Consider the following 17,942-nt stretch of genomic DNA (forward strand, 5'->3'; position numbering starts at 1 on the left):
GCGCGATGCCCCGGACCTCCTGGCTGATGCGCGTACTGAAAGGCAGCACGGAGGTATAGCATCATGGCACTGCAATCGTTGGACATCGTCCGCCGCTCCGCCACCACCACACCCAGTCCGCAGCAGCGGCAGATGACGGAGGTGGCCAAGCTCATCGACGTCAGCAAGTGCATCGGCTGCAAGGCCTGCCAGTCGGCCTGCCAGGAATGGAACGATGTGCGCGAGGAAATCGGCACCAACGTCGGCTCCTATCAGAATCCCCACGATCTCACCGAAAACAGCTGGACCTTGATGCGCTTTACCGAGACCGAACAGAACGGCACCCTGGAATGGCTGATCCGCAAGGACGGCTGCATGCACTGCGCCGATCCCGGCTGCCTGAAAGCTTGTCCTTCGCCCGGCGCCATCATTCAGTACAGCAACGGCATCGTCGATTTCCACCAGGAAAACTGCATCGGCTGCGGTTACTGCATCGCCGGCTGCCCGTTCGATATCCCGCGTTTGTCGAAAACCGACAGCAAGGTCTACAAGTGCACCTTGTGTTCGGACCGCGTAGCGATCGGGCTGGAACCGGCTTGCATCAAGGCTTGTCCGACCCAGGCCCTGGTCTTCGGCAGCAAGGAAGACATGATCCACCACGCCAACGAGCGTATCGACGATCTCAAGGAGCGGGGGTTCGAAAACGCCGGGCTCTACGATCCGGAAGGCGTGGGCGGCACCCACGTCATGTATGTGCTGCAGCACGCGGACAAGCCGGAACTCTACAACGAGTTGCCCAAGAATCCGACCATCAGCGCGATGGTCGGCCTGTGGAAAGGCATCTTCAAGCCGCTGGCCACCGCCGCGATGTGCTTCACGATCCTGGCCGGGTTCTTCCACTACGTCACCGTCGGTCCCAACGAAACCGAGGAAGAGGATGACCAGCCATGAGCGGTCAGCATTCCTCCAATTTGATCCAGCGCTACACGCCGCTGCAGCGATTCAATCACTGGGTCACGGCCATCACCTTCATTCTGCTGAGCCTTTCCGGGCTGGCGCTGTTTCATCCGTCCATGTTCTGGTTCACCCAGTTCTTCGGCGGGCCGACCTGGACGCGCATTCTGCACCCCTACATCGGCATCGTGATGTTCGTCTCCTTCGCGGGGCTGGCGCTGCAGTTCTGGCATCACAACTTCCTGACTCACGACGACTTCGGCTGGCTGAAGCGCATCAAGGATGTGCTCAGAAATCGCGAGGACCGGCTGCCGGAGGTGGATCGCTACAACGCCGGCCAGAAAGTGCTTTTCTGGGCCATGGTCGTCACCATTCCGGTGCTGCTGGTCACCGGCATCGTCATCTGGCGCCCCTGGTTCGCCGGCTACTTCGCCATCGACATCGTACGCATCGCCGTGCTGCTGCACGCCGTCTCGGCCTTCATCATCATGACCGGCATTATCGTCCACATCTACGCCGCCATCTGGATAAAGGGCAGCGTCGGGGCGATGGTCCGCGGCACCGTCACCCGGGCCTGGGCCGCTAAGCACCATCGGGGTTGGTACAAGCGGGTGATGAAGGGAGAGGGGCGTTGAATTCCTTGGCAAGTCCGGCCCCGGAAATCCCTTCCATCCATTTGCATTTGCCTACGCCGCAAACCCTGTTCCGCGCCCGCGCCGACCGATTGCGGCAGCTCGCCACAAACCATCCCTCCCTGGCCGGTTATCTGACGCTGATGGCGGAGCTGTCGGATTTGCAGCACGGTCAAGTCGAGGAATCGTCCCTGACGCCCCCGCCGGATGTGTCCGCCCGCACATGCCCCCTGGACATCGCGAACCGGTCCCACGGCCCGGCCTGGCGGGCGGTATTGCGCGCCATCGCCGGAGGGCTCGCCCCCAATGACGAGCCGCTCGCCGCGATACGCGATCGTCTCCGCGCGGCTTCGGACGAGGTGTTGGAAGGTTGGGCGGAACGGCTTTTAAGCGCCGACTTCGAAAATCTCGATTCCGGGCTCGCCCCGTTCGTGGCTGCGGCCCTGCAGGTCCGATGGACCGTGCTGGCGGGCCGGATCGATGGGCGAGGCATCGGCCCGGGAGAATTCGCCCATCTCTGTCCGGTTTGCAGCTCCCTGCCGGTGGCCAGCGTGCTCCGAAGCGGCGGCGATGTGCAGGGTTTGCGCTATCTCTGCTGCGGTCTGTGCGGCACCCAATGGAACCGGCCCCGCATCCAGTGCGTCAACTGCGGTTCCGGTAAAGATGTGGCGTATTACGGCATCGAAGGTTCGGACGAGGCCGTCAAGGCGGAAGCCTGCACCGAATGCAAAACCTACCTCAAGATGATGAACCGGGAAAAGCAGCCGCCGATCGATCCCCTTGCCGACGATCTCGCCACGCTTTCCTTGGACATCCTCATGGCCGAGGAGGGTTATGAACGGATCGGATTTAATTGCTTCCTCATACCGGACGCCTGACCCGAGTGCCACAAGCACTACGCCGGATGGTTTTGGCGCAACCCATCGAGGATGGCGTCGTCGAGACTCACTAATCCCAGCGGTCGTCGCGCACCTGGATGACGCCGTTTTCCACTTGTACGGGGAAGGTGTGGATATCCTCGTAGGCGGGGGGAGATAGAACTTCGCCGGTTTTGATGCAGAATCGCGCGCCGTGGCGGGGACAGACGATCACGTCCGCTTCCAATTCCCCGCTGGCGACTTCGGCGCCGTCGTGGGTGCAGACGTCCTCGATGGCGTAGAATTGACCGTCGAGATTGAATACCGCCACTTCCGTGCCTTCCAGATCCACGACGGCGTGTTCGTCCGGTTTCAACGCATCGGCTTGGCATACATCGACCCAATCGGACATGCTTTCTACTCCGTACTGACCGATTTTGCCTCGCCTGTCAAGGCCGACTCCAGGGAGTGCCAAGCCAAGGTGGCGCATTTGATTCGCGAAGGATACTGGCGCACGCCCGCCAGCACCGCCAGTTTGCCCAGCCCTTCCAGCTTGAGGTCGTCGCTCTGGCCGGTGACGATTTTGTGGAAGGCATCGAACAGTTTTTCCGCTTCCGCCAGGGTTTTCCCCTTGACGATCTCGGTCATCAGGGAGGCCGAAGCGGTGGAGATGGCGCAGCCCTGCCCCTGAAAGCTGATGTCGGCGATGGTGTCGCCGTCCAGCTTGATGTAGAGGGTGAGCCGGTCGCCGCAGAGGGGATTGTAGCCCTCGATTTTATGGTCGGCGTCCTCGATTACCCGAAAATTGCGGGGGTTGCGATTGTGATCGAAGACCACTTCCTGATAAAGATCTCTCAATTCGTCCAGCATTAACCGAATACCTTGATGATTTCCTTGATGGCGTAGATAAGTTGATCTGCTTCCTCGTGCGTATTGTACAGAGCGAACGACGCCCGCGCGGTGGCCGGTACCTGGAAGAAATCCATCACCGGCATGGCGCAATGATGGCCGGCCCGGACCGCCACCCCGAAGTGGTCGAGAAAGGTGCCGATATCGTGGGGATGGACCCGGTCCAGGGTAAAGGAAAGGACCGACTCTTTATGGGCGGCGGTGCCGACCACTCTCAGCCCCGGAATTTCGAGAGCTCTTTCGGTGGCGTATCGGAGCAGTTCTTGCTCGTGGGCGACGATGGCGGCATGGCCGATGCTATCCATGTAATCGATCGCCGCGCCCAAGCCGACGGCTTCGGCGATCGCCGGCGTGCCGGCCTCGAACTTGTAGGGCAGGGCCTTATATTCGGTTTCCTCGAAGGTCACCTTGCGGATCATCTCCCCGCCCCCTTGCCACGGCGGCATGGCCTCGAGCAGTTCGCACTTGCCGTAGAGGACGCCGATGCCGGTGGGACCGTAAAGCTTATGCCCGGAGAATGCGTAGAAGTCGCAGTCTAAAGCCTGGACATCCACCGGCGGTATATGCGGCGCCGCTTGAGCCCCATCCAATAGGACCACGGCGCCGTGGGCGTGGGCCATTGCGATGATTTCCTCCACCGGATTGACGGTGCCCAGGGCGTTGGACATATGGCTGACCGCCACCACCCGGGTGCGCGGTCCCAGCAATTTTTCGAATTCGTCCAGAATCAACTCGCCCTGGTCGTTGATGGGGGCGACCTTGAGCTTGGCGCCGGTTTGCCGGCAGACCATCTGCCACGGGACGATGTTGGAATGGTGCTCCATGGCGGTGATCAGCACCTCATCGCCGGCTTTCAGATTCGTCCGGCCGTAGCTTTGCGCCACCAGGTTGATGGCCTCGGTGGTGCCGCGCACGAAGACGATCTCTTCCATCCGGGCGGCATTCAGAAACCCCCGGACCTTGTCGCGCGCGCCCTCGTAGCGGGCGGTGGCGCGTTCGCTCAGGGTGTGGACGCCGCGGTGGACGTTGGCGAAATCCCGGGCGTAGAACTCGGCCAGGGTGTCGATCACCTGACGCGGCTTTTGCGCGCTGGCGGCATTATCCAGGTAAACCAGCGGTTTGCCGTGCACTTCTTGATGCAAGGCGGGGAAATCGGCGCGGATGCGCTCGATCGGATAAGCCGGGGTTACGTGGGGTGCGGTTTGGTTCATAGCGGGTTTTTCAAATCGATGGCGTTGAATTGAGGGTCCAGCTGTCGATGCAAGTATGCGCGCAAGGGCATCACCGGCACCGCTTCGATCAGCTCGTTGACGAAGCCGTAGATCAGAAGCTGTCGCGCCGCGTCCGCATCGAGACCGCGAGTCTCGAGATAGAACAGGGCGTCGTCATCCAATTGACCGACGGTGACGCCGTGAGCGCACTGAACATCGTCGGCATAGATTTCCAGCTGGGGTTTGCTGTCCACCTCGGCTTTGTCGGAAAGAATCAGATTCCGATTATGCATCGCCGAATCGGTTTTTTGGGCATGGGGCTGGACCAGAATCCGGCCTTGAAAGACGCTGTGGCCCGAGTCATCCGCCAGGGCCTTGTAATTTTCCCGGCTGGTGCCGTTAGGGGCGGCATGAACGATCCGAGTATGGCTGTCCAGATGCCGGCGGCCGCGAGCCCAGTGTAGCCCGTCCAGATGACATGCGCTGCCCTCGTCCAGGGTGACGTGGATTTCGCTGCGGGCGAGAAAACCTCCCAGGGCGAATTGATTTTGCGTCAGGTGCGAATGGGGGGCTTGCTTCACGTACAGACCGCCGAAGTGAAAGCTTCGCTCGGCTTCCTCCTGGATCTTGAAATGCTGCAGGTGGGCTTCCTTCTCCAGCAGTACTTCGCCGATGTGGGCGGTGAGGCCGGCATCCGAACCGGCGTAGGTTTCGATCACCGTGGCCTCGGCGCCTTCTTCCAGGAGTATCAAATGCCGGCTCGCTGCCGCGGCGGCTTGGGTCTGGAGGTGGAGGATTTGGATCGGCTTTTCCAACCGGGCGCCGGCGCTCAGATGAATGAATGCGCCTCCCTGAAACAGGGCGGTATTGAAATCGATGAAGCCGTGGTCGACGTCCACCGCCCGTCCGAACCCTTGGGTCAGCCATTCGCTATGCCGATCCAATGCCTCGTTGAAATCGCAAATGACCGTTTCTCCGGTCCGCTCCGGCAGGGAAGAAAGATCGCGGGCAAAGTGGCCGTCGATCAATACCAGATGCCAGCAATCGGGCAAGAGCTTGTCTTGCGCCCACGCCGGGTCGACCTGGCCCGGCGCTTCCGCCAAGGGGAAGCGCTTGCGCTCGATGGGGGCCACATTGGTGTATTTCCATTCCTCTTCGCGAAGGGAAGGGAATCCTTGCTCGGCGAACCGGGCCAATGCCCCGCGGCGCAGCTTGGCCAGCCAGTCGGGGCTGCTTGCCGCCAGGGACTCGGCGCGGCTTTGGTAAGGCGTGACGGATGCGGGCATGGTCATGACGGAAGCGCCTCCGTGGGTTGTTCGATCCAGCCGTAGCCTTCGGCTTCCAGTTCCCGGGCCAGCTCCGGACCGCCGGATTTGACGATGCGGCCGCCGGAGAAAACGTGGACCACGTCCGGCTGGACGTAATCGAGCAGCCGTTGATAGTGGGTCACCATGAGGAAGCCGCGCTCGGGGGAGCGCAGGGCGTTGATGCCTTGGGAGACGATTTTGAGGGCGTCGATGTCGAGACCGGAGTCGATCTCGTCGAGGATGCAAAGGGCCGGTTCCAACACCAGCATCTGCAGGATCTCGTTGCGTTTTTTCTCGCCTCCGGAGAACCCCTCGTTGATGGCGCGGTACAGGAACTGTTCCTCCATATCCATCAACCGCATCTTTTCCTTCACCAGCTGGAGGAAATCCATCGCATCCACTTCCGGTTCCCCGCGATATTTTCGGACCGCGTTGAGGGCGGCCTTGAGGAAATAGATGTTGCTGACCCCGGGGATTTCCACCGGATACTGGAATCCCAGAAAGGTCCCTTGGCGGGCCCGCTCCTCGGCGGGCATGGCCAGCAGGTCTTTCCCTTGATACCACACTTGGCCCCCGGTGACCTCGATACCTTCGCGCCCGGCCAATACCTTGGCCAAGGTGCTTTTGCCGGAGCCGTTCGGGCCCATGATGGCGTGCACTTCTCCGGAGTCGACGGTCAAGTCGATGCCCTTCAGGATGGGTTTGCCTCCCACGGAGGCGTGAAGATTTTCGATTTTCAAAAGGGGATTGTTGCTCATGAGTTCAATGCTTCAGAAATTGTTCGAGAATTTTCTCATAGTCTGCATGGGAACCTATCCAGAACCAGATCATTTCATCATTCTGTTGAATTCCCACTGCCCGGTAATTTTTAGTGATGCGCACCGAATAGATCGATTTTTTCGAGTGGACCCGCTTGAAACGCAATCCCGGATAATAGGGATCATCTTGAAATCGGAAATAGGCTTCCTTCGCCTGTCTTCGAATCTCGGCAGGCAATTCGGCCAGCAATTGGCGAAATTTTTTCGTGGTCCGGGATTTCACAGTCGATCGGGATCCAGTAGTTCGGTGATGCCTTGTTCGTGTTCGGCAAGGGCTTCTTCCGCCAATTTCGCCAGGGCATCTTCCGATTCCGCGAAAGTGACCTCCCATTTTTTTTCGGCCAGCACCTCCTCGATCAGCCAGTGAGCCAGAGCATTCTGTTCCAACTCCGGCAATTTCGACGCTTCTGCGAATGCTTTTTCCAAAAGTTTGGTCATGGTGCTACCTCAGAGCCTGTTTTTTATCCAACACTCCCTTCCAAACTGACGCCCAACAACGCCTGGGCCTCGACCGCGAATTCCATCGGCAGCTCCTTGAAGACCTCTTTGCAGAAACCGTTGACGATCATCGAGACCGCGTCTTCGGCGGAGATGCCGCGCTGCTGACAGTAGAACAATTGGTCCTCGCTGATCCTCGAGGTGGTGGCCTCGTGCTCCATCACCGCGCTGGGTTGTTTCACCTCGATGTAGGGGAAGGTATGAGCGCCGCAGCGATCCCCGATCAGGAGCGAATCGCACTGGGTATAGTTGCGCGCGCCTTGTGCGTTTTTGAGGATTTTAACCAGTCCCCGGTAAGTGTTCTGGGCGCGGCCGGCGGAAATCCCCTTGGAGATGATGGTGCTTTTGGTGCGCTTGCCGATGTGGATCATCTTGGTCCCGGTGTCGGCCTGTTGATAGTTGTTGGCGACCGCCACCGAATAGAATTCGCCCACCGAATCATCGCCGCGGAGGATGCAGCTGGGATATTTCCAGGTGATGGCCGAGCCGGTTTCCACCTGGGTCCAGGAGATCTTGGACCGGTCGCCTCGGCAGTCTCCCCGTTTGGTGACGAAATTGTAGATGCCGCCGCGGCCTTCCTCGTCGCCCGGATACCAATTCTGCACCGTGGAATACTTGATCTGGGCGTCCTCGAGAGCGATCAATTCGACCACCGCCGCGTGGAGCTGGTTTTCGTCGCGCATGGGCGCGGTGCATCCCTCCAGATAGGAAACGTGGGAGCCTTCCTCGGCGATGATCAGGGTGCGTTCGAACTGCCCGGTTTTGGCGGCGTTGATGCGGAAATAGGTGGACAGCTCCATGGGGCAGCGCACCCCTTTGGGAATGTAGACGAAGGAACCGTCCGAAAACACCGCCGAGTTGAGGGCGGCGAAGAAATTGTCCCCGGCGGGCACCACCGTGCCCAGGTATTGGCGCACCAGGTCCGGGTGTTTCTGGATCGCTTCGGAAATGGAGCAAAAGATGACCCCCGCCTTTTCCAGGGTGCCCTTGAAGGTCGTGGCCACCGAGACGCTGTCGAAGACCGCGTCCACCGCCACTCCCGCCAGCTTTTCCCGCTCGTGCAGCGGGATGCCGAGTTTTTCGAAGGTCTCCAGCAGTTTGGGATCGACCTCGTCCAGGCTTTTGGGGGCATCGTCGGGGGACTTGGGCGCCGCATAGTAGCTGAGGGACTGATAATCCACCGGCTCATAGCTGACGTGCGCCCAATGATGGGGTTCGACCATCTTCAGCCAATTGCGATAGGCTTCGAGGCGCCAGTCCAACATCCATTCCGGTTCGCGTTTCTTGGCCGACAAGGCGCGAATGATATCCTCGTTCAGTCCGGGGGGCAGGCTTTCTTCCTCCACGTCGGTAATGAAGCCTTCCTTGTATTCCCGGCGGATCAGTTTTTCCAGTTCGGTGCTGTTTGCTGCCATGGGTACTCTCCAAAAATGAATCAGCGGACGTTGGCGCGAAGGCCGCTGAGGGAAATAGGCATCTCCCGCGGGGCGGGCTTGACCATGTCCGCCAGGGTGACCGTTTCCAGCGCGGTGCGGATGGCCCGGTTGATGAGCGTCCAATTGCCGCGAATATCGCAGTCATCCGATTGCTGGCAGTGGTTTTCCGCCAAGCTGCATTCGGTCAGGCCGATCGGGCCCTCCAGGGCGGCGATGATTTGCGCGATGTGGATGTCTTCCGGTCGCCGGGCCAAGCGATAACCGCCGTGGGCGCCGCGTTCGGATCGGAAAATTTCCGCGCGGCCCAGGTGTTTCAAAACCTTTTGCACCGTGGGCAAAGCGATATTGACGGTCTCGGCGACTTCCGCCGCCGTGTAGGTTCGCTCCGGCTCCCGGGCGCTGTGGCTGGCGATCACGATGGCGTAATCGGCGAGTTTGCTCAGGCGTAACATGGTTTCAAGTAATTTTTAATTAGGACTATTCTAGTCCTGAATAATTCCCAAGTAAAGCACTTGGTTTAAGTTTCTCGGCTATCCTTAAGCAATATCATCGGCTTGGCGGAGTTTGCTGGGAGCTTATTTGTCATGGAATCCATCGAATTGAATCACTTGTGCGACACCTATGGACTGAAGGAAAGCGACATCTATTTTCTGGATTTGATCCCTCTGGTGGAGATGATTTGGGCGGATGGCCACAATCAACGGGAAGAGTTGCGCATCCTGTCCGATTTTGCCTTGGACCATATGGAGGAGTTGAACGAGATTGTGGGGGCGGAAGTGGTCACCCCGGCGGATTTGAAGGATTTCCTGAGGCGTTATGGAGAACAAAGGCCGCCTCGGGATTTATTGGCGTCCCTGCGCGAAATCGCCTGTCGGCGAATGCATCGGCGCTCCGAATCCCAAGATAAGGGGCAAGCGGTATTTATGTGTTGTCTGGATATTGCCGCGGCGTGTGTGGACCGCTATCCCTATGGGATGCGGCAGCGGATTATGGAGCGGGAGCGGCAGTTGCTGCTGGCGTTGATGCCGCTGTTGCGGGAACAAGGTATGGCTGGGATCTAGAAACGGAGAAATATTTTGAATTGCAGCCTATATCTACATGGTTGGTCTTGCATTCGAGTAATGCCGGAGCGATCCAAGGCGGGTGGATCAGGAATCCTGGAGTAAGTTTCGAGTCCAAATCAAAGTCTTTGGAAAGAGCCACGGGGGATTGCTGATGTTCGGACGCGTGCTTACGTCCTTGATGCTCTTGGTGGCCAGCTGCTTTCTGATGGTTCTGGTGGACCATACACCGGGCCGGGTAGGCTGGCCGGAAGCATTGGTTGCGCCGGTGATCGTCTATGCCGGTTGGCAGGCGGCGAGGGAATTGATGGAGTGGTATCGGCGGGAAGGGTAAGTGTAATTAGCCCTCCATCCCCGCGCCCACGGGGGCGCGACCTCGATCTGGATGGCACGTTCTGCTGAAATGCAGCGTTTCAATCCACGCGCCCGCGTGGGGCGCGACATATCACCCGGACGCAGCTATCCAAGTGATTGACGTTTCAATCCACGCGCCCGCGTGGGGCGCGACAGGCGAGATTGAGGAGACCTTGGCGCGCGTGCAAGTTTCAATCCACGCGCCCGCGTGGGGCGCGACCGGTTTCAAGGCCATGCTCAGCCACCAATAGCTCGTTTCAATCCACGCGCCCGCGTGGGGCGCGACCTCAATAGGTTGCATTTCTCCGTCCAGTATTGGCGGTTTCAATCCACGCGCCCGCGTGGGGCGCGACCCGGTCACAATGCCCGCTGCCGCTCCCGCTTGAGTTTCAATCCACGCGCCCGCGTGGGGCGCGACGTGGACAGGGGAGGAGGTAGACAACTCCAGGCGGTTTCAATCCACGCGCCCGCGTGGGGCGCGACCGTCTGCCTCGCCGCTACGGCTCGCCGGCTCGGTGTTTCAATCCACGCGCCCGCGTGGGGCGCGACGTGGCAATTCGAATACGCTGGATGACTATGAAGTTTCAATCCACGCGCCCGCGTGGGGCGCGACTCCGGCTCACGTCCAAGTGCGACAGATCCTGAACGTTTCAATCCACGCGCCCGCGTGGGGCGCGACAGGCGTTGCTTGAGGAAGCCGCCGGGATGGAGTTCGTTTCAATCCACGCGCCCGCGTGGGGCGCGACCAGATGCTGCTGATGCGATTGGCGACCTCAGCCGAGTTTCAATCCACGCGCCCGCGTGGGGCGCGACTCGTAATGCAGGATTGTGCCGACCACCAGCACATCGTTTCAATCCACGCGCCCGCGTGGGGCGCGACGGAATTAGCGCGCCCGCGACCGCACCAATGTACCAGTTTCAATCCACGCGCCCGCGTGGGGCGCGACTTGGGAAAGGCCGCCTTCGTGGGCAAGGATGCCTGTTTCAATCCACGCGCCCGCGTGGGGCGCGACGTGGTGGCAAGCTGCTGTTCGATTTCCTCTGCCGGTTTCAATCCACGCGCCCGCGTGGGGCGCGACCGGAACGAGTTATTCGCTCGATGTGACAGCGTTCGGTTTCAATCCACGCGCCCGCGTGGGGCGCGACTCCGATAGCGGACCGGCGGGGGCTTGGGTCGGGGCGTTTCAATCCACGCGCCCGCGTGGGGCGCGACTCAACGCTGGAGGACCTCCAGCGCGCGATCCGAGTTTCAATCCACGCGCCCGCGTGGGGCGCGACCCCAACGACTAGGAGCTAATCCATGACCAAGAAAGTTTCAATCCACGCGCCCGCGTGGGGCGCGACAGGAGTCGGCCGAGCGCGCCGCGGCGTCCGCCAAGTTTCAATCCACGCGCCCGCGTGGGGCGCGACCCCCAGGACTCGATCCCGACATTCTGTTTCACGGCGGTTTCAATCCACGCGCCCGCGTGGGGCGCGACTATCTAAAAATCGGAAAGGTTGTCTTTTGTAAAGGGTTTCAATCCACGCGCCCGCGTGGGGCGCGACGGGCGTAGGGGTCAGCAAAGATGGTATTTATCTGTGTTTCAATCCACGCGCCCGCGTGGGGCGCGACCGATCGCTCGGTGATTTCCAGCCGTAACGTAAGAGGTTTCAATCCACGCGCCCGCGTGGGGCGCGACAAATAATCGTCACCTCGCCGAAAAACAAGGCGGTGTTTCAATCCACGCGCCCGCGTGGGGCGCGACTGTTTTCGGCTCGGTAAACCGGAACAGACTCTCCGTTTCAATCCACGCGCCCGCGTGGGGCGCGACTGAGCAGCGGGCTGACGCTGGGAGCACTAAGAGCTGTTTCAATCCACGCGCCCGCGTGGGGCGCGACCGATGTGAGGCATTCGGCCGGCTCGATCATGTAGTGTTTCAATCCACGCGCCCGCGTGGGGCGCGACGTTCGTAACGACGACGGCTTTAATCAGGTAGTAGGTTTCAATCCACGCGCCCGCGTGGGGCGCGACCTTATGAACTCCTAACGGGTGACTGGAGCAAGGTGTTTCAATCCACGCGCCCGCGTGGGGCGCGACGGATTACGACCGATTCCTGGATGACGTGGACGGAGTTTCAATCCACGCGCCCGCGTGGGGCGCGACTAACGTAGTGCTATTTATAAGCCTCCCAGTAAAAGTTTCAATCCACGCGCCCGCGTGGGGCGCGACCCGCCATGGTGATGACCACGCCAAAGAAATAATTGTTTCAATCCACGCGCCCGCGTGGGGCGCGACCGGGATTTAGCTTCATGCATATACTCCCATTAAGCCGTTTCAATCCACGCGCCCGCGTGGGGCGCGACCAGTGCTGCCGCGAGAAACGATCGCGACGGTATGTTTCAATCCACGCGCCCGCGTGGGGCGCGACCGTTCAATTCTAACCTTCTGAATAAGAAAATAAAAAAGGCTTTGGAGCGCTAAACTCAGGTTTCCAAGTTGTTAAAGAGCGAATGGACGAATATTGATTTCTAAAACCTTTTATATTCAACTGATTACAGTGTCGCTAACCTTCCTGGAAGGACATGAGAACCGATGGTTAGCGCGTTATAAAATCAATGCATCGCCAATCGGATCCTGAACAACTTTGGCGCCAACGTGCTCGACTTTGTTGCGTCCTTTCTTGCCGAGAAAATAGAACCTCAAACTGTCAAGTTCGGGATCGAATATTTCCATGAGCTTGGTTTTCAGAACGGTAAACTCCGCAGGCGTCACCTCACATTCGAACACAGAATTCTGTACACGCATCCCGTAATCCAGACAGACCTTCGCAATCTGACGTAGGCGTTTTTGACCGGTTTCACTGGTAACGTTGACGTCGTAAGTGACCAGTACCAACATGGCTTATTTCACCAGATAAGGTGGATAATATCGCGTATCTCCCCGGACATGCCGCGCCAGCAGCATTGCCTGACAATGCGGCAACAGGCCGATAGGTACCTTCTCATGTAGATAAGGGTGCATAATTTCCGTCTGCTTGCGTTCCTGATAAGCGACGAGCAGCTCTTTCCGCGCTTTCTCGGTGAGACGAACAGCGCCGCCGGCTTCTGTTTCGAAGTCCTCCGGACAAACTTGGCGGCGGTTTATCAGCGTCAGGACGAATCGATCCGCCCACGAAGCACGAAATTCCTCCACCAGATCGAGTGCAAGGCTGAGGCGTCCCGGCCGGTCGCTGTGAAGAAAACCCACGTAGGGATCGAGCCCGACGCCAAGCAGGGCGGAAACGCATTCCTGGGTCACCAGGGAGTAGGCGAAAGAGAGCAGGGCATTAACCGGATCGGTGGGCGGCCGGCGTATGCGTCCGTCGAATCTAAAATGACTGCCACGCAGGCGTTCATTGAATACGGAAAAATAGCTGTTTGCCGCCTCCCCCTCTATGCCCCTGGTTGTTTCTACGCTGTGGGCGCTTTGGACTTGGCGCAAACTGACCGCAAGCTTTTTGGCCGCCTGTTTGAGGGATGAGTTTTCGCCATGATTACGTAAATCCCGCAGTAACACCGATCGGCAGTTGGCGATCTTGGCGGCCACCATTAAACGAGCTACGTCGGTAGCTTTGTCGGGATCATCCGCCCAGCGGTACTGGGTGCGCCGAAGAAGTACGTTGCCTGTCGGCTTCCCCTGGACGCGGGCAAGAAAGCGTCCGTATTCCGTGTAAAACGCCAAGCCGATTCCCTGCTCAGCGCAGTAGCCCATCAGAAATGGGGAAACGGAGATTTGGCCGAAACAGAAGATGTTGCCGATGGCAAGTGCCGGAAATTGAGCCAGTTTGTCGGGGCCATTCTTGATGACGATGGTTTCCCGTTCTTTATGGAGATAGCTTTCTTGCCGGGTCACGTAGAGCGTATTCAGGAGTTTCTTCATTCCTGGCTATCCTCGCTGGGGTCGTCCGACTCCTGAAAGATCGCATTGACATAGGATACGGAGCGATCGCGGGCAAACGCTTTGGGGTTGCATAGTTCCGCCAGGGAACACGCTTTGCATCGACGTCGCTCATCGATCGGTGGAGGCGTTTCACCGGATAGGAGCATTCTCCTTGCGGCTTCGATGACGTCCAAAGTGGTTTGTCGCAAGGCTGCGTCGATGATGACCGGCTTGCGCCTCCGAACCTGCCAATACCAGATCGCCCCTTCGGTCACCTGCGTATTTCGCATTTCCTCGATGCAAAGTGCTTGAGCGCATAGCTGAATGCGGTCCCAGTCCTCGATTTTCGGTCGGCCGCGTTTGTATTCGACCGGGAAATACCGGGGTGACTCCTGTTTGCCCTCATTTGGCGAGTGAACTTCGATCAAGTCCGCTTTTCCGGTCAACCCCAGTTGATGAGAGACCAATAAAACACCGCGCTCGTAGCGCACACCGCGCCGTTGTTCCGCATATCCTGCATCGACTCGTTCGTGCAAGAGTCTGCCTTCCGCTGTCAACCGATTCTCCGACCATGCCTGTTCGATATGGATTAGGGCGAATTGGCGAGGGCAGTAGGCGTAATGCTGCAGGGCGGAGATGGCGAGATAATCGTCCACACGCTTCAAAGACGTTCGATTAACTCCACGCCAGATGGAATGGCTGCCCTATCAATAATGACTTGGTAGTCTCCGAAGTTGCGCGCTGGCGTGTCCGGCTCACCGCTGCTGCGTTCAACCTTAACGCTGTCGAACAAGATATGGGCTGGCGCGTTACCCATGGCGTTCTCATGCTTAAAAATAAGTAGCTTGCGTGCCGCCATCTCTCCGCGCGCAGCGGAACGGTCGTGCTCGAACATATTGATCAGGGCGTTCCAAAGAAGCTCCAGGTCGTCTTCAGAAAATCCGGTGCGTTCGGCGAGCTTGGCGGAAACAAAACCGTGGGCGCGGTAGAGGCCATACGGGACGATGTGTTTGCGGCCCATTTCACCTTCTTCTTTATCCACATCGGTAACGCGAGTAATGGACACCTCGAGCGGGACAATTGGATCGATACTATTGGCAAAGCCAAATTGAATTGGACCCCGTATCTGTCCTGCATTAGGTCCCGTCGACATAACGGCACCGAAAGTTCGGACATCATAATATTTATTACATAGCCAACGTTGCAGATCTCCAATGTCTTTAGCAGAACGGCTTTTAGCTTTGTCCTTATCCCAGCTTCCATTTTTCTTTTTGAAACTCGGTTGCTCTTTCGCCTCACATGCCTCTGCGATCAATGGGTTTAATGGACGCTTCTCTTGGATAAAGATATCCTGACCCCCTTCGCCGATTAATTGCACAAAATTCCTTATCTTCCGCTTTAGACAAACATCTGTAACAAGTCCGCAATTAGTTTCCGGATCCAATCTGGGCAGATTGCCGGCATCCGGGTCACCGTTGGGGTTGCCGTTGGTGACATCGAACAAGTAAACGAATTCATAGCGGTGGTTGATGGGATTCATCGTTGGGTCTCCTTATTCTTCGGTGTCGATTTCGGTTTCGTCTTCAGCTCGTTTATCCTTACCGGCAAAGCGGGCATTGGATTGATGGTAATAGCCGATGGCAAAACGGCCCTGGTCCTCGATGCGCAGGCTGCGGGGAAACTGGGTACCCAGGCCGTCCATGATTTCTCCAATTTCTTTTTCCAGCGTGAATGCGAGTCCCGGTTTGTCTTTGCGCAGCCGTCCCAGGTGATGTTGAGTGTTACGCAACAGGACGGGGAATACGGATGCGGGCGTGGCCGAGGCGGCGCCAAAGTAGCGGTCGCGAATGGTCGCGTTGACATTCGAGCCAAGTGCGGCTTTTTGTACGTTCTCCAGTTCCGCGAATAGTCTGCCCAGCCGGTAGCCGGGATTGGTCGATTGCTTATCCAAGCTCATGGGAATCTCCTCGTTGATTGCTTTTACGCCCAGGCGGCGATCGCGTGTCAAGACGGCTTTACACAAGGCTACGCGCAGGCCGGAAATATCTCCGTCTGCGCGAAATCGCATGATTATGTTCGTTAGCAAGCTGCGGGGATAACGCGAGCCGGTGAGAATGGCACGCATGACCTCGCTGGAGAGTTGTGATGGGATATCGGTAGTTTTGGGTCTCTTATCCTTTCTGAACGGTGCGGTTGTTTGTACCAAGCGCCATGCAGCAGGTTCTATATTCCAAGGCCGTGGTTCAAGTAGCAGGTCGTCGTAATGTGCCGCCAATCGGTGTGCGAAATGATTGAGGCTGCCTATCTCCCAGAAACGAACTGTCAGTCGAGATTTGCTTGGTGCACCAAGACCAAGAACATAGATCGTTGTATTTTCATCAAGTTGCGGGTTAAGCTCGTTAAGAGGCCTGCCCTTGGAAACCGCCTCCAAAATTGGGCGCAGTTTGGCCGCTTCCTGAGTGTCGTCACTCGGTGGGTTCAGCATATCCGCAAAAGTAAGTTCCGCTGCCTCACTTTTTTCTTTGCTATCCGCTTCTGCCCAGAATACGGTCGTGGCGTCACCGATTTGCAGGCGCTGGCGGTTGTGATCATCTCTTCGGAGAAGGTGATTCAATACGGCTGTATACGCGAACGCGGCTTGTTCAGAAACAGGGGAATTGGTGCCTGTATCGTTCTTTTTTCCCCCGTATGAGAGATACGCATCATCGTTGAATGATGCGATCGATGCTCCAGAGGTTTGTGCTCCATCAACGCCCTTAATACGGGGATGTACCCGGGCAAGTGGTGCTTGTCTGCCTGCTACAAGGCACTCCCCCTGCTCGGCATCACTGATTGCTAACAGGCGCTCACGGATATCCTTGGCAGCAGGTCGTTCGTGTAGGTATTCCCGCTCATTATCCAAGCGAAAAACGAAATTGGCATCCAGCATTTCTTTATTAAAAAAGGGTGCCTGGAATTTATGCGGCTCCCATCTCTCTAAAAACGCCAATAATGCGTGAAGTCCCTCATCAGACTCACCTTCTAGGACTTTCTTATGGAGCTGTTTAAAGGCTGCATGCTTTTCAGCGCATTTGGTCTCGTTTGCGGTTACCCCCAGCACGTAACTCGACTTGTCCCAAAGAAAATGTGGCCTAATGCCGGAGGTTCTCTCCTCCAATTCTTGCGGGACTCTTATAGTTCTCGTCCTTGGTTTGTTGCTGGACGAATCGCGGACATCATCCACATTTACCAGACTTCCATCAGGTGAAATAACCAGGGCATAGCTAATTCTTTCTTCGCTGTAACCGAATGGAGGCATCTGTTCGCGATCTGCTAGACGCTGGTAGTAACTATTTAGCGCTTGAAGGATCATGCCTTGACCTCCTCCGCTTGAAAGGCCGGTATCTTGATCAACCCGTCGCACATACGAGCACGAAAGAATCGGGGCATCATCTCATTTGCAAAATCGATGTCGTGCAGCATCCAGCCGAGCTCCCGTTCTCCCTGGAGCGATTCATGCGTCTCCGGCACGGGTTCGTCGGGTTCGAGCAACTTGAAATGGGCGGGAAATTCCCGAGTCCCCAAATAAGGCCGGTGGAAACACTGACCCTTGCGGGTTCTTCGATTGATGATATCCAGGTGCTTGCCTTCGTTGTCCTCGGGGCCCGCCTTGTCGGTCAGGGAAAAGTGGGCCTCGATCACATACGCCACATCGCGCAGGACCGTTGCCGCGCGCTGTTGCCGGTCTTCGTCCACATAGGTGGCCAAGCCGTCGGTACGGCCCGCCTTCATCGCCGTTCCGACATTGCGCGCGGATGTTTTACTACCCACTTCGTTGCGGCGGATGGACTCGAAACGAATGGGTTTGAGGACGTGGATGCGGTCAACCACCCAGCGGATGGCGGGCTTCCAGTGAATCGCCTCCAGAATCCCGCGGGCCGCCGAAGGCGTGATCACGTCGTAGGAGACGCGCTCCACTTTCATCTCCGGACGGGTGAAGCACGCCCGCTCGCCCCAGACCAATAGTCGTACGCCATATGCCATTTTTC

20 protein-coding genes and 1 CRISPR repeat array are annotated in these 17,942 nt (G+C 58.0%); of the genes, 5 read left to right on the top strand and 15 right to left on the bottom strand.

Annotated elements, in window-relative coordinates:
* Nucleotides 1-63: 63 nt before the first annotated feature.
* Genes fdxH through fdhE form a run of 3 tightly spaced genes read left to right on the top strand, consistent with a single transcriptional unit; the run spans nucleotide 64 to nucleotide 2,443 of the window.
* A complete protein-coding gene (gene fdxH, locus H035_RS0105020; RefSeq protein ID WP_022947905.1) occupies nucleotides 64-930 on the top strand; it encodes a formate dehydrogenase subunit beta in 867 nt (288 codons plus the stop codon).
* Nucleotides 927-1,568: a formate dehydrogenase subunit gamma gene (locus H035_RS0105025; RefSeq protein WP_022947906.1), complete on the top strand. Its 642-nt coding sequence runs from the start codon at nucleotides 927-929 to the stop codon at nucleotides 1,566-1,568. Before fdxH ends, H035_RS0105025 begins: the two co-directional genes overlap by 4 nt.
* Nucleotides 1,565-2,443, top strand: coding sequence for a formate dehydrogenase accessory protein FdhE (fdhE, locus tag H035_RS0105030; protein WP_022947907.1), 879 nt, complete (start codon nucleotides 1,565-1,567; stop codon nucleotides 2,441-2,443). Before H035_RS0105025 ends, fdhE begins: the two co-directional genes overlap by 4 nt.
* Nucleotides 2,444-2,513: 70 nt before the next feature.
* Here fdhE and H035_RS0105035 read toward each other — a convergent pair whose 3' ends face one another.
* Genes H035_RS0105035 through H035_RS0105075 form a run of 9 tightly spaced genes read right to left on the bottom strand, consistent with a single transcriptional unit; the run spans nucleotide 2,514 to nucleotide 9,053 of the window.
* Nucleotides 2,514-2,834 (bottom strand): non-heme iron oxygenase ferredoxin subunit, encoded by a 321-nt coding sequence (locus H035_RS0105035; protein ID WP_022947908.1) that lies wholly within the window; start codon nucleotides 2,832-2,834, stop codon nucleotides 2,514-2,516.
* Nucleotides 2,835-2,839: 5 nt separating this feature from the next.
* Entirely contained in the window at nucleotides 2,840-3,292 is a 453-nt protein-coding gene (gene sufU / locus H035_RS0105040) for a Fe-S cluster assembly sulfur transfer protein SufU (protein WP_022947909.1), read from the bottom strand.
* Nucleotides 3,292-4,542 (bottom strand): cysteine desulfurase, encoded by a 1,251-nt coding sequence (locus H035_RS0105045; protein ID WP_022947910.1) that lies wholly within the window; start codon nucleotides 4,540-4,542, stop codon nucleotides 3,292-3,294. The genes sufU and H035_RS0105045 overlap by 1 nt, the downstream gene beginning before the upstream one ends.
* The gene (gene sufD, locus H035_RS0105050) at nucleotides 4,539-5,834 is read right to left on the bottom strand and encodes a Fe-S cluster assembly protein SufD (RefSeq protein WP_022947911.1); all 1,296 of its coding nucleotides are present in this window, start codon (nucleotides 5,832-5,834) and stop codon (nucleotides 4,539-4,541) included. Before sufD ends, H035_RS0105045 begins: the two co-directional genes overlap by 4 nt.
* The gene (gene sufC, locus H035_RS0105055; RefSeq protein ID WP_022947912.1) at nucleotides 5,831-6,607 is read right to left on the bottom strand and encodes a Fe-S cluster assembly ATPase SufC; all 777 of its coding nucleotides are present in this window, start codon (nucleotides 6,605-6,607) and stop codon (nucleotides 5,831-5,833) included. Before sufC ends, sufD begins: the two co-directional genes overlap by 4 nt.
* 4 nt (nucleotides 6,608-6,611) lie before the next feature.
* Nucleotides 6,612-6,857, bottom strand: a complete 246-nt coding sequence (locus tag H035_RS0105060) for a ParE family toxin-like protein (protein WP_200861528.1) — start codon at nucleotides 6,855-6,857, stop codon at nucleotides 6,612-6,614.
* Between the two features lie 29 nt (nucleotides 6,858-6,886).
* Entirely contained in the window at nucleotides 6,887-7,105 is a 219-nt protein-coding gene (locus H035_RS0105065; protein ID WP_022947914.1) for a hypothetical protein, read from the bottom strand.
* Nucleotides 7,106-7,128: 23 nt separating this feature from the next.
* Nucleotides 7,129-8,580 (bottom strand): Fe-S cluster assembly protein SufB, encoded by a 1,452-nt coding sequence (sufB, locus tag H035_RS0105070; RefSeq protein ID WP_022947915.1) that lies wholly within the window; start codon nucleotides 8,578-8,580, stop codon nucleotides 7,129-7,131.
* Between the two features lie 20 nt (nucleotides 8,581-8,600).
* Nucleotides 8,601-9,053, bottom strand: a complete 453-nt coding sequence (locus H035_RS0105075; RefSeq protein ID WP_022947916.1) for an SUF system Fe-S cluster assembly regulator — start codon at nucleotides 9,051-9,053, stop codon at nucleotides 8,601-8,603.
* A 132-nt stretch (nucleotides 9,054-9,185) separates the two neighbouring features.
* Here H035_RS0105075 and H035_RS18250 point away from each other — a divergent pair, with 132 nt between their 5' ends.
* Nucleotides 9,186-9,662, top strand: a complete 477-nt coding sequence (locus H035_RS18250; RefSeq protein ID WP_022947917.1) for a hypothetical protein — start codon at nucleotides 9,186-9,188, stop codon at nucleotides 9,660-9,662.
* A gap of 154 nt (nucleotides 9,663-9,816) precedes the next feature.
* Nucleotides 9,817-9,996 (top strand): hypothetical protein, encoded by a 180-nt coding sequence (locus tag H035_RS18255; protein WP_022947918.1) that lies wholly within the window; start codon nucleotides 9,817-9,819, stop codon nucleotides 9,994-9,996.
* A 76-nt stretch (nucleotides 9,997-10,072) separates the two neighbouring features.
* Nucleotides 10,073-12,424: a CRISPR direct-repeat array (repeat unit 32 nt; unit sequence GTTTCAATCCACGCGCCCGCGTGGGGCGCGAC).
* Between the two features lie 176 nt (nucleotides 12,425-12,600).
* Here the strand turns inward: H035_RS18255 and cas2 are convergent.
* Genes cas2 through cas5c form a run of 6 tightly spaced genes read right to left on the bottom strand, consistent with a single transcriptional unit; the run spans nucleotide 12,601 to nucleotide 17,937 of the window.
* Nucleotides 12,601-12,894, bottom strand: coding sequence for a CRISPR-associated endonuclease Cas2 (gene cas2, locus H035_RS0105090; protein ID WP_022947919.1), 294 nt, complete (start codon nucleotides 12,892-12,894; stop codon nucleotides 12,601-12,603).
* A gap of 3 nt (nucleotides 12,895-12,897) precedes the next feature.
* Complete coding sequence (cas1c, locus tag H035_RS0105095) at nucleotides 12,898-13,914, bottom strand: type I-C CRISPR-associated endonuclease Cas1c (protein WP_022947920.1); 1,017 nt, start codon at nucleotides 13,912-13,914, stop codon at nucleotides 12,898-12,900.
* A complete protein-coding gene (cas4, locus tag H035_RS0105100) occupies nucleotides 13,911-14,570 on the bottom strand; it encodes a CRISPR-associated protein Cas4 (protein WP_026596282.1) in 660 nt (219 codons plus the stop codon). The genes cas1c and cas4 overlap by 4 nt, the downstream gene beginning before the upstream one ends.
* Before the next feature lie 5 nt (nucleotides 14,571-14,575).
* Nucleotides 14,576-15,454 (bottom strand): type I-C CRISPR-associated protein Cas7/Csd2, encoded by an 879-nt coding sequence (gene cas7c / locus H035_RS0105105; RefSeq protein ID WP_022947922.1) that lies wholly within the window; start codon nucleotides 15,452-15,454, stop codon nucleotides 14,576-14,578.
* A 12-nt stretch (nucleotides 15,455-15,466) separates the two neighbouring features.
* Nucleotides 15,467-17,266, bottom strand: coding sequence for a type I-C CRISPR-associated protein Cas8c/Csd1 (gene cas8c, locus H035_RS18260; RefSeq protein WP_040574346.1), 1,800 nt, complete (start codon nucleotides 17,264-17,266; stop codon nucleotides 15,467-15,469).
* Nucleotides 17,263-17,937 (bottom strand): type I-C CRISPR-associated protein Cas5c, encoded by a 675-nt coding sequence (cas5c, locus tag H035_RS0105120; protein ID WP_022947925.1) that lies wholly within the window; start codon nucleotides 17,935-17,937, stop codon nucleotides 17,263-17,265. The genes cas8c and cas5c overlap by 4 nt, the downstream gene beginning before the upstream one ends.
* Nucleotides 17,938-17,942: the final 5 nt, after the last annotated feature.

The organism is Methylohalobius crimeensis 10Ki (genome assembly GCF_000421465.1).
In the GTDB taxonomy this organism is placed as follows: domain Bacteria; phylum Pseudomonadota; class Gammaproteobacteria; order Methylococcales; family Methylothermaceae; genus Methylohalobius; species Methylohalobius crimeensis.

Excerpts from the sequence above, each read along its gene's own strand:
- fdxH (WP_022947905.1), top strand. The coding sequence starts at position 64 with ATGGCACTGCAATCGTTGGACATCGTCCGCCGCTCCGCCACCACCACA.
- H035_RS0105025 (WP_022947906.1), top strand. The coding sequence starts at position 927 with ATGAGCGGTCAGCATTCCTCCAATTTGATCCAGCGCTACACGCCGCTG.
- cas5c (WP_022947925.1), bottom strand. The coding sequence starts at position 17,937 with ATGGCATATGGCGTACGACTATTGGTCTGGGGCGAGCGGGCGTGCTTC.
- H035_RS18250 (WP_022947917.1), top strand. The coding sequence starts at position 9,186 with ATGGAATCCATCGAATTGAATCACTTGTGCGACACCTATGGACTGAAG.
- cas8c (WP_040574346.1), bottom strand. The coding sequence starts at position 17,266 with ATGATCCTTCAAGCGCTAAATAGTTACTACCAGCGTCTAGCAGATCGC.
- sufU (WP_022947909.1), bottom strand. The coding sequence starts at position 3,292 with ATGCTGGACGAATTGAGAGATCTTTATCAGGAAGTGGTCTTCGATCAC.
- sufD (WP_022947911.1), bottom strand. The coding sequence starts at position 5,834 with ATGACCATGCCCGCATCCGTCACGCCTTACCAAAGCCGCGCCGAGTCC.
- H035_RS0105065 (WP_022947914.1), bottom strand. The coding sequence starts at position 7,105 with ATGACCAAACTTTTGGAAAAAGCATTCGCAGAAGCGTCGAAATTGCCG.
- sufC (WP_022947912.1), bottom strand. The coding sequence starts at position 6,607 with ATGAGCAACAATCCCCTTTTGAAAATCGAAAATCTTCACGCCTCCGTG.
- H035_RS0105035 (WP_022947908.1), bottom strand. The coding sequence starts at position 2,834 with ATGTCCGATTGGGTCGATGTATGCCAAGCCGATGCGTTGAAACCGGAC.
- cas7c (WP_022947922.1), bottom strand. The coding sequence starts at position 15,454 with ATGAATCCCATCAACCACCGCTATGAATTCGTTTACTTGTTCGATGTC.
- H035_RS0105045 (WP_022947910.1), bottom strand. The coding sequence starts at position 4,542 with ATGAACCAAACCGCACCCCACGTAACCCCGGCTTATCCGATCGAGCGC.
- H035_RS0105075 (WP_022947916.1), bottom strand. The coding sequence starts at position 9,053 with ATGTTACGCCTGAGCAAACTCGCCGATTACGCCATCGTGATCGCCAGC.
- cas2 (WP_022947919.1), bottom strand. The coding sequence starts at position 12,894 with ATGTTGGTACTGGTCACTTACGACGTCAACGTTACCAGTGAAACCGGT.
- sufB (WP_022947915.1), bottom strand. The coding sequence starts at position 8,580 with ATGGCAGCAAACAGCACCGAACTGGAAAAACTGATCCGCCGGGAATAC.
- H035_RS18255 (WP_022947918.1), top strand. The coding sequence starts at position 9,817 with ATGTTCGGACGCGTGCTTACGTCCTTGATGCTCTTGGTGGCCAGCTGC.
- cas1c (WP_022947920.1), bottom strand. The coding sequence starts at position 13,914 with ATGAAGAAACTCCTGAATACGCTCTACGTGACCCGGCAAGAAAGCTAT.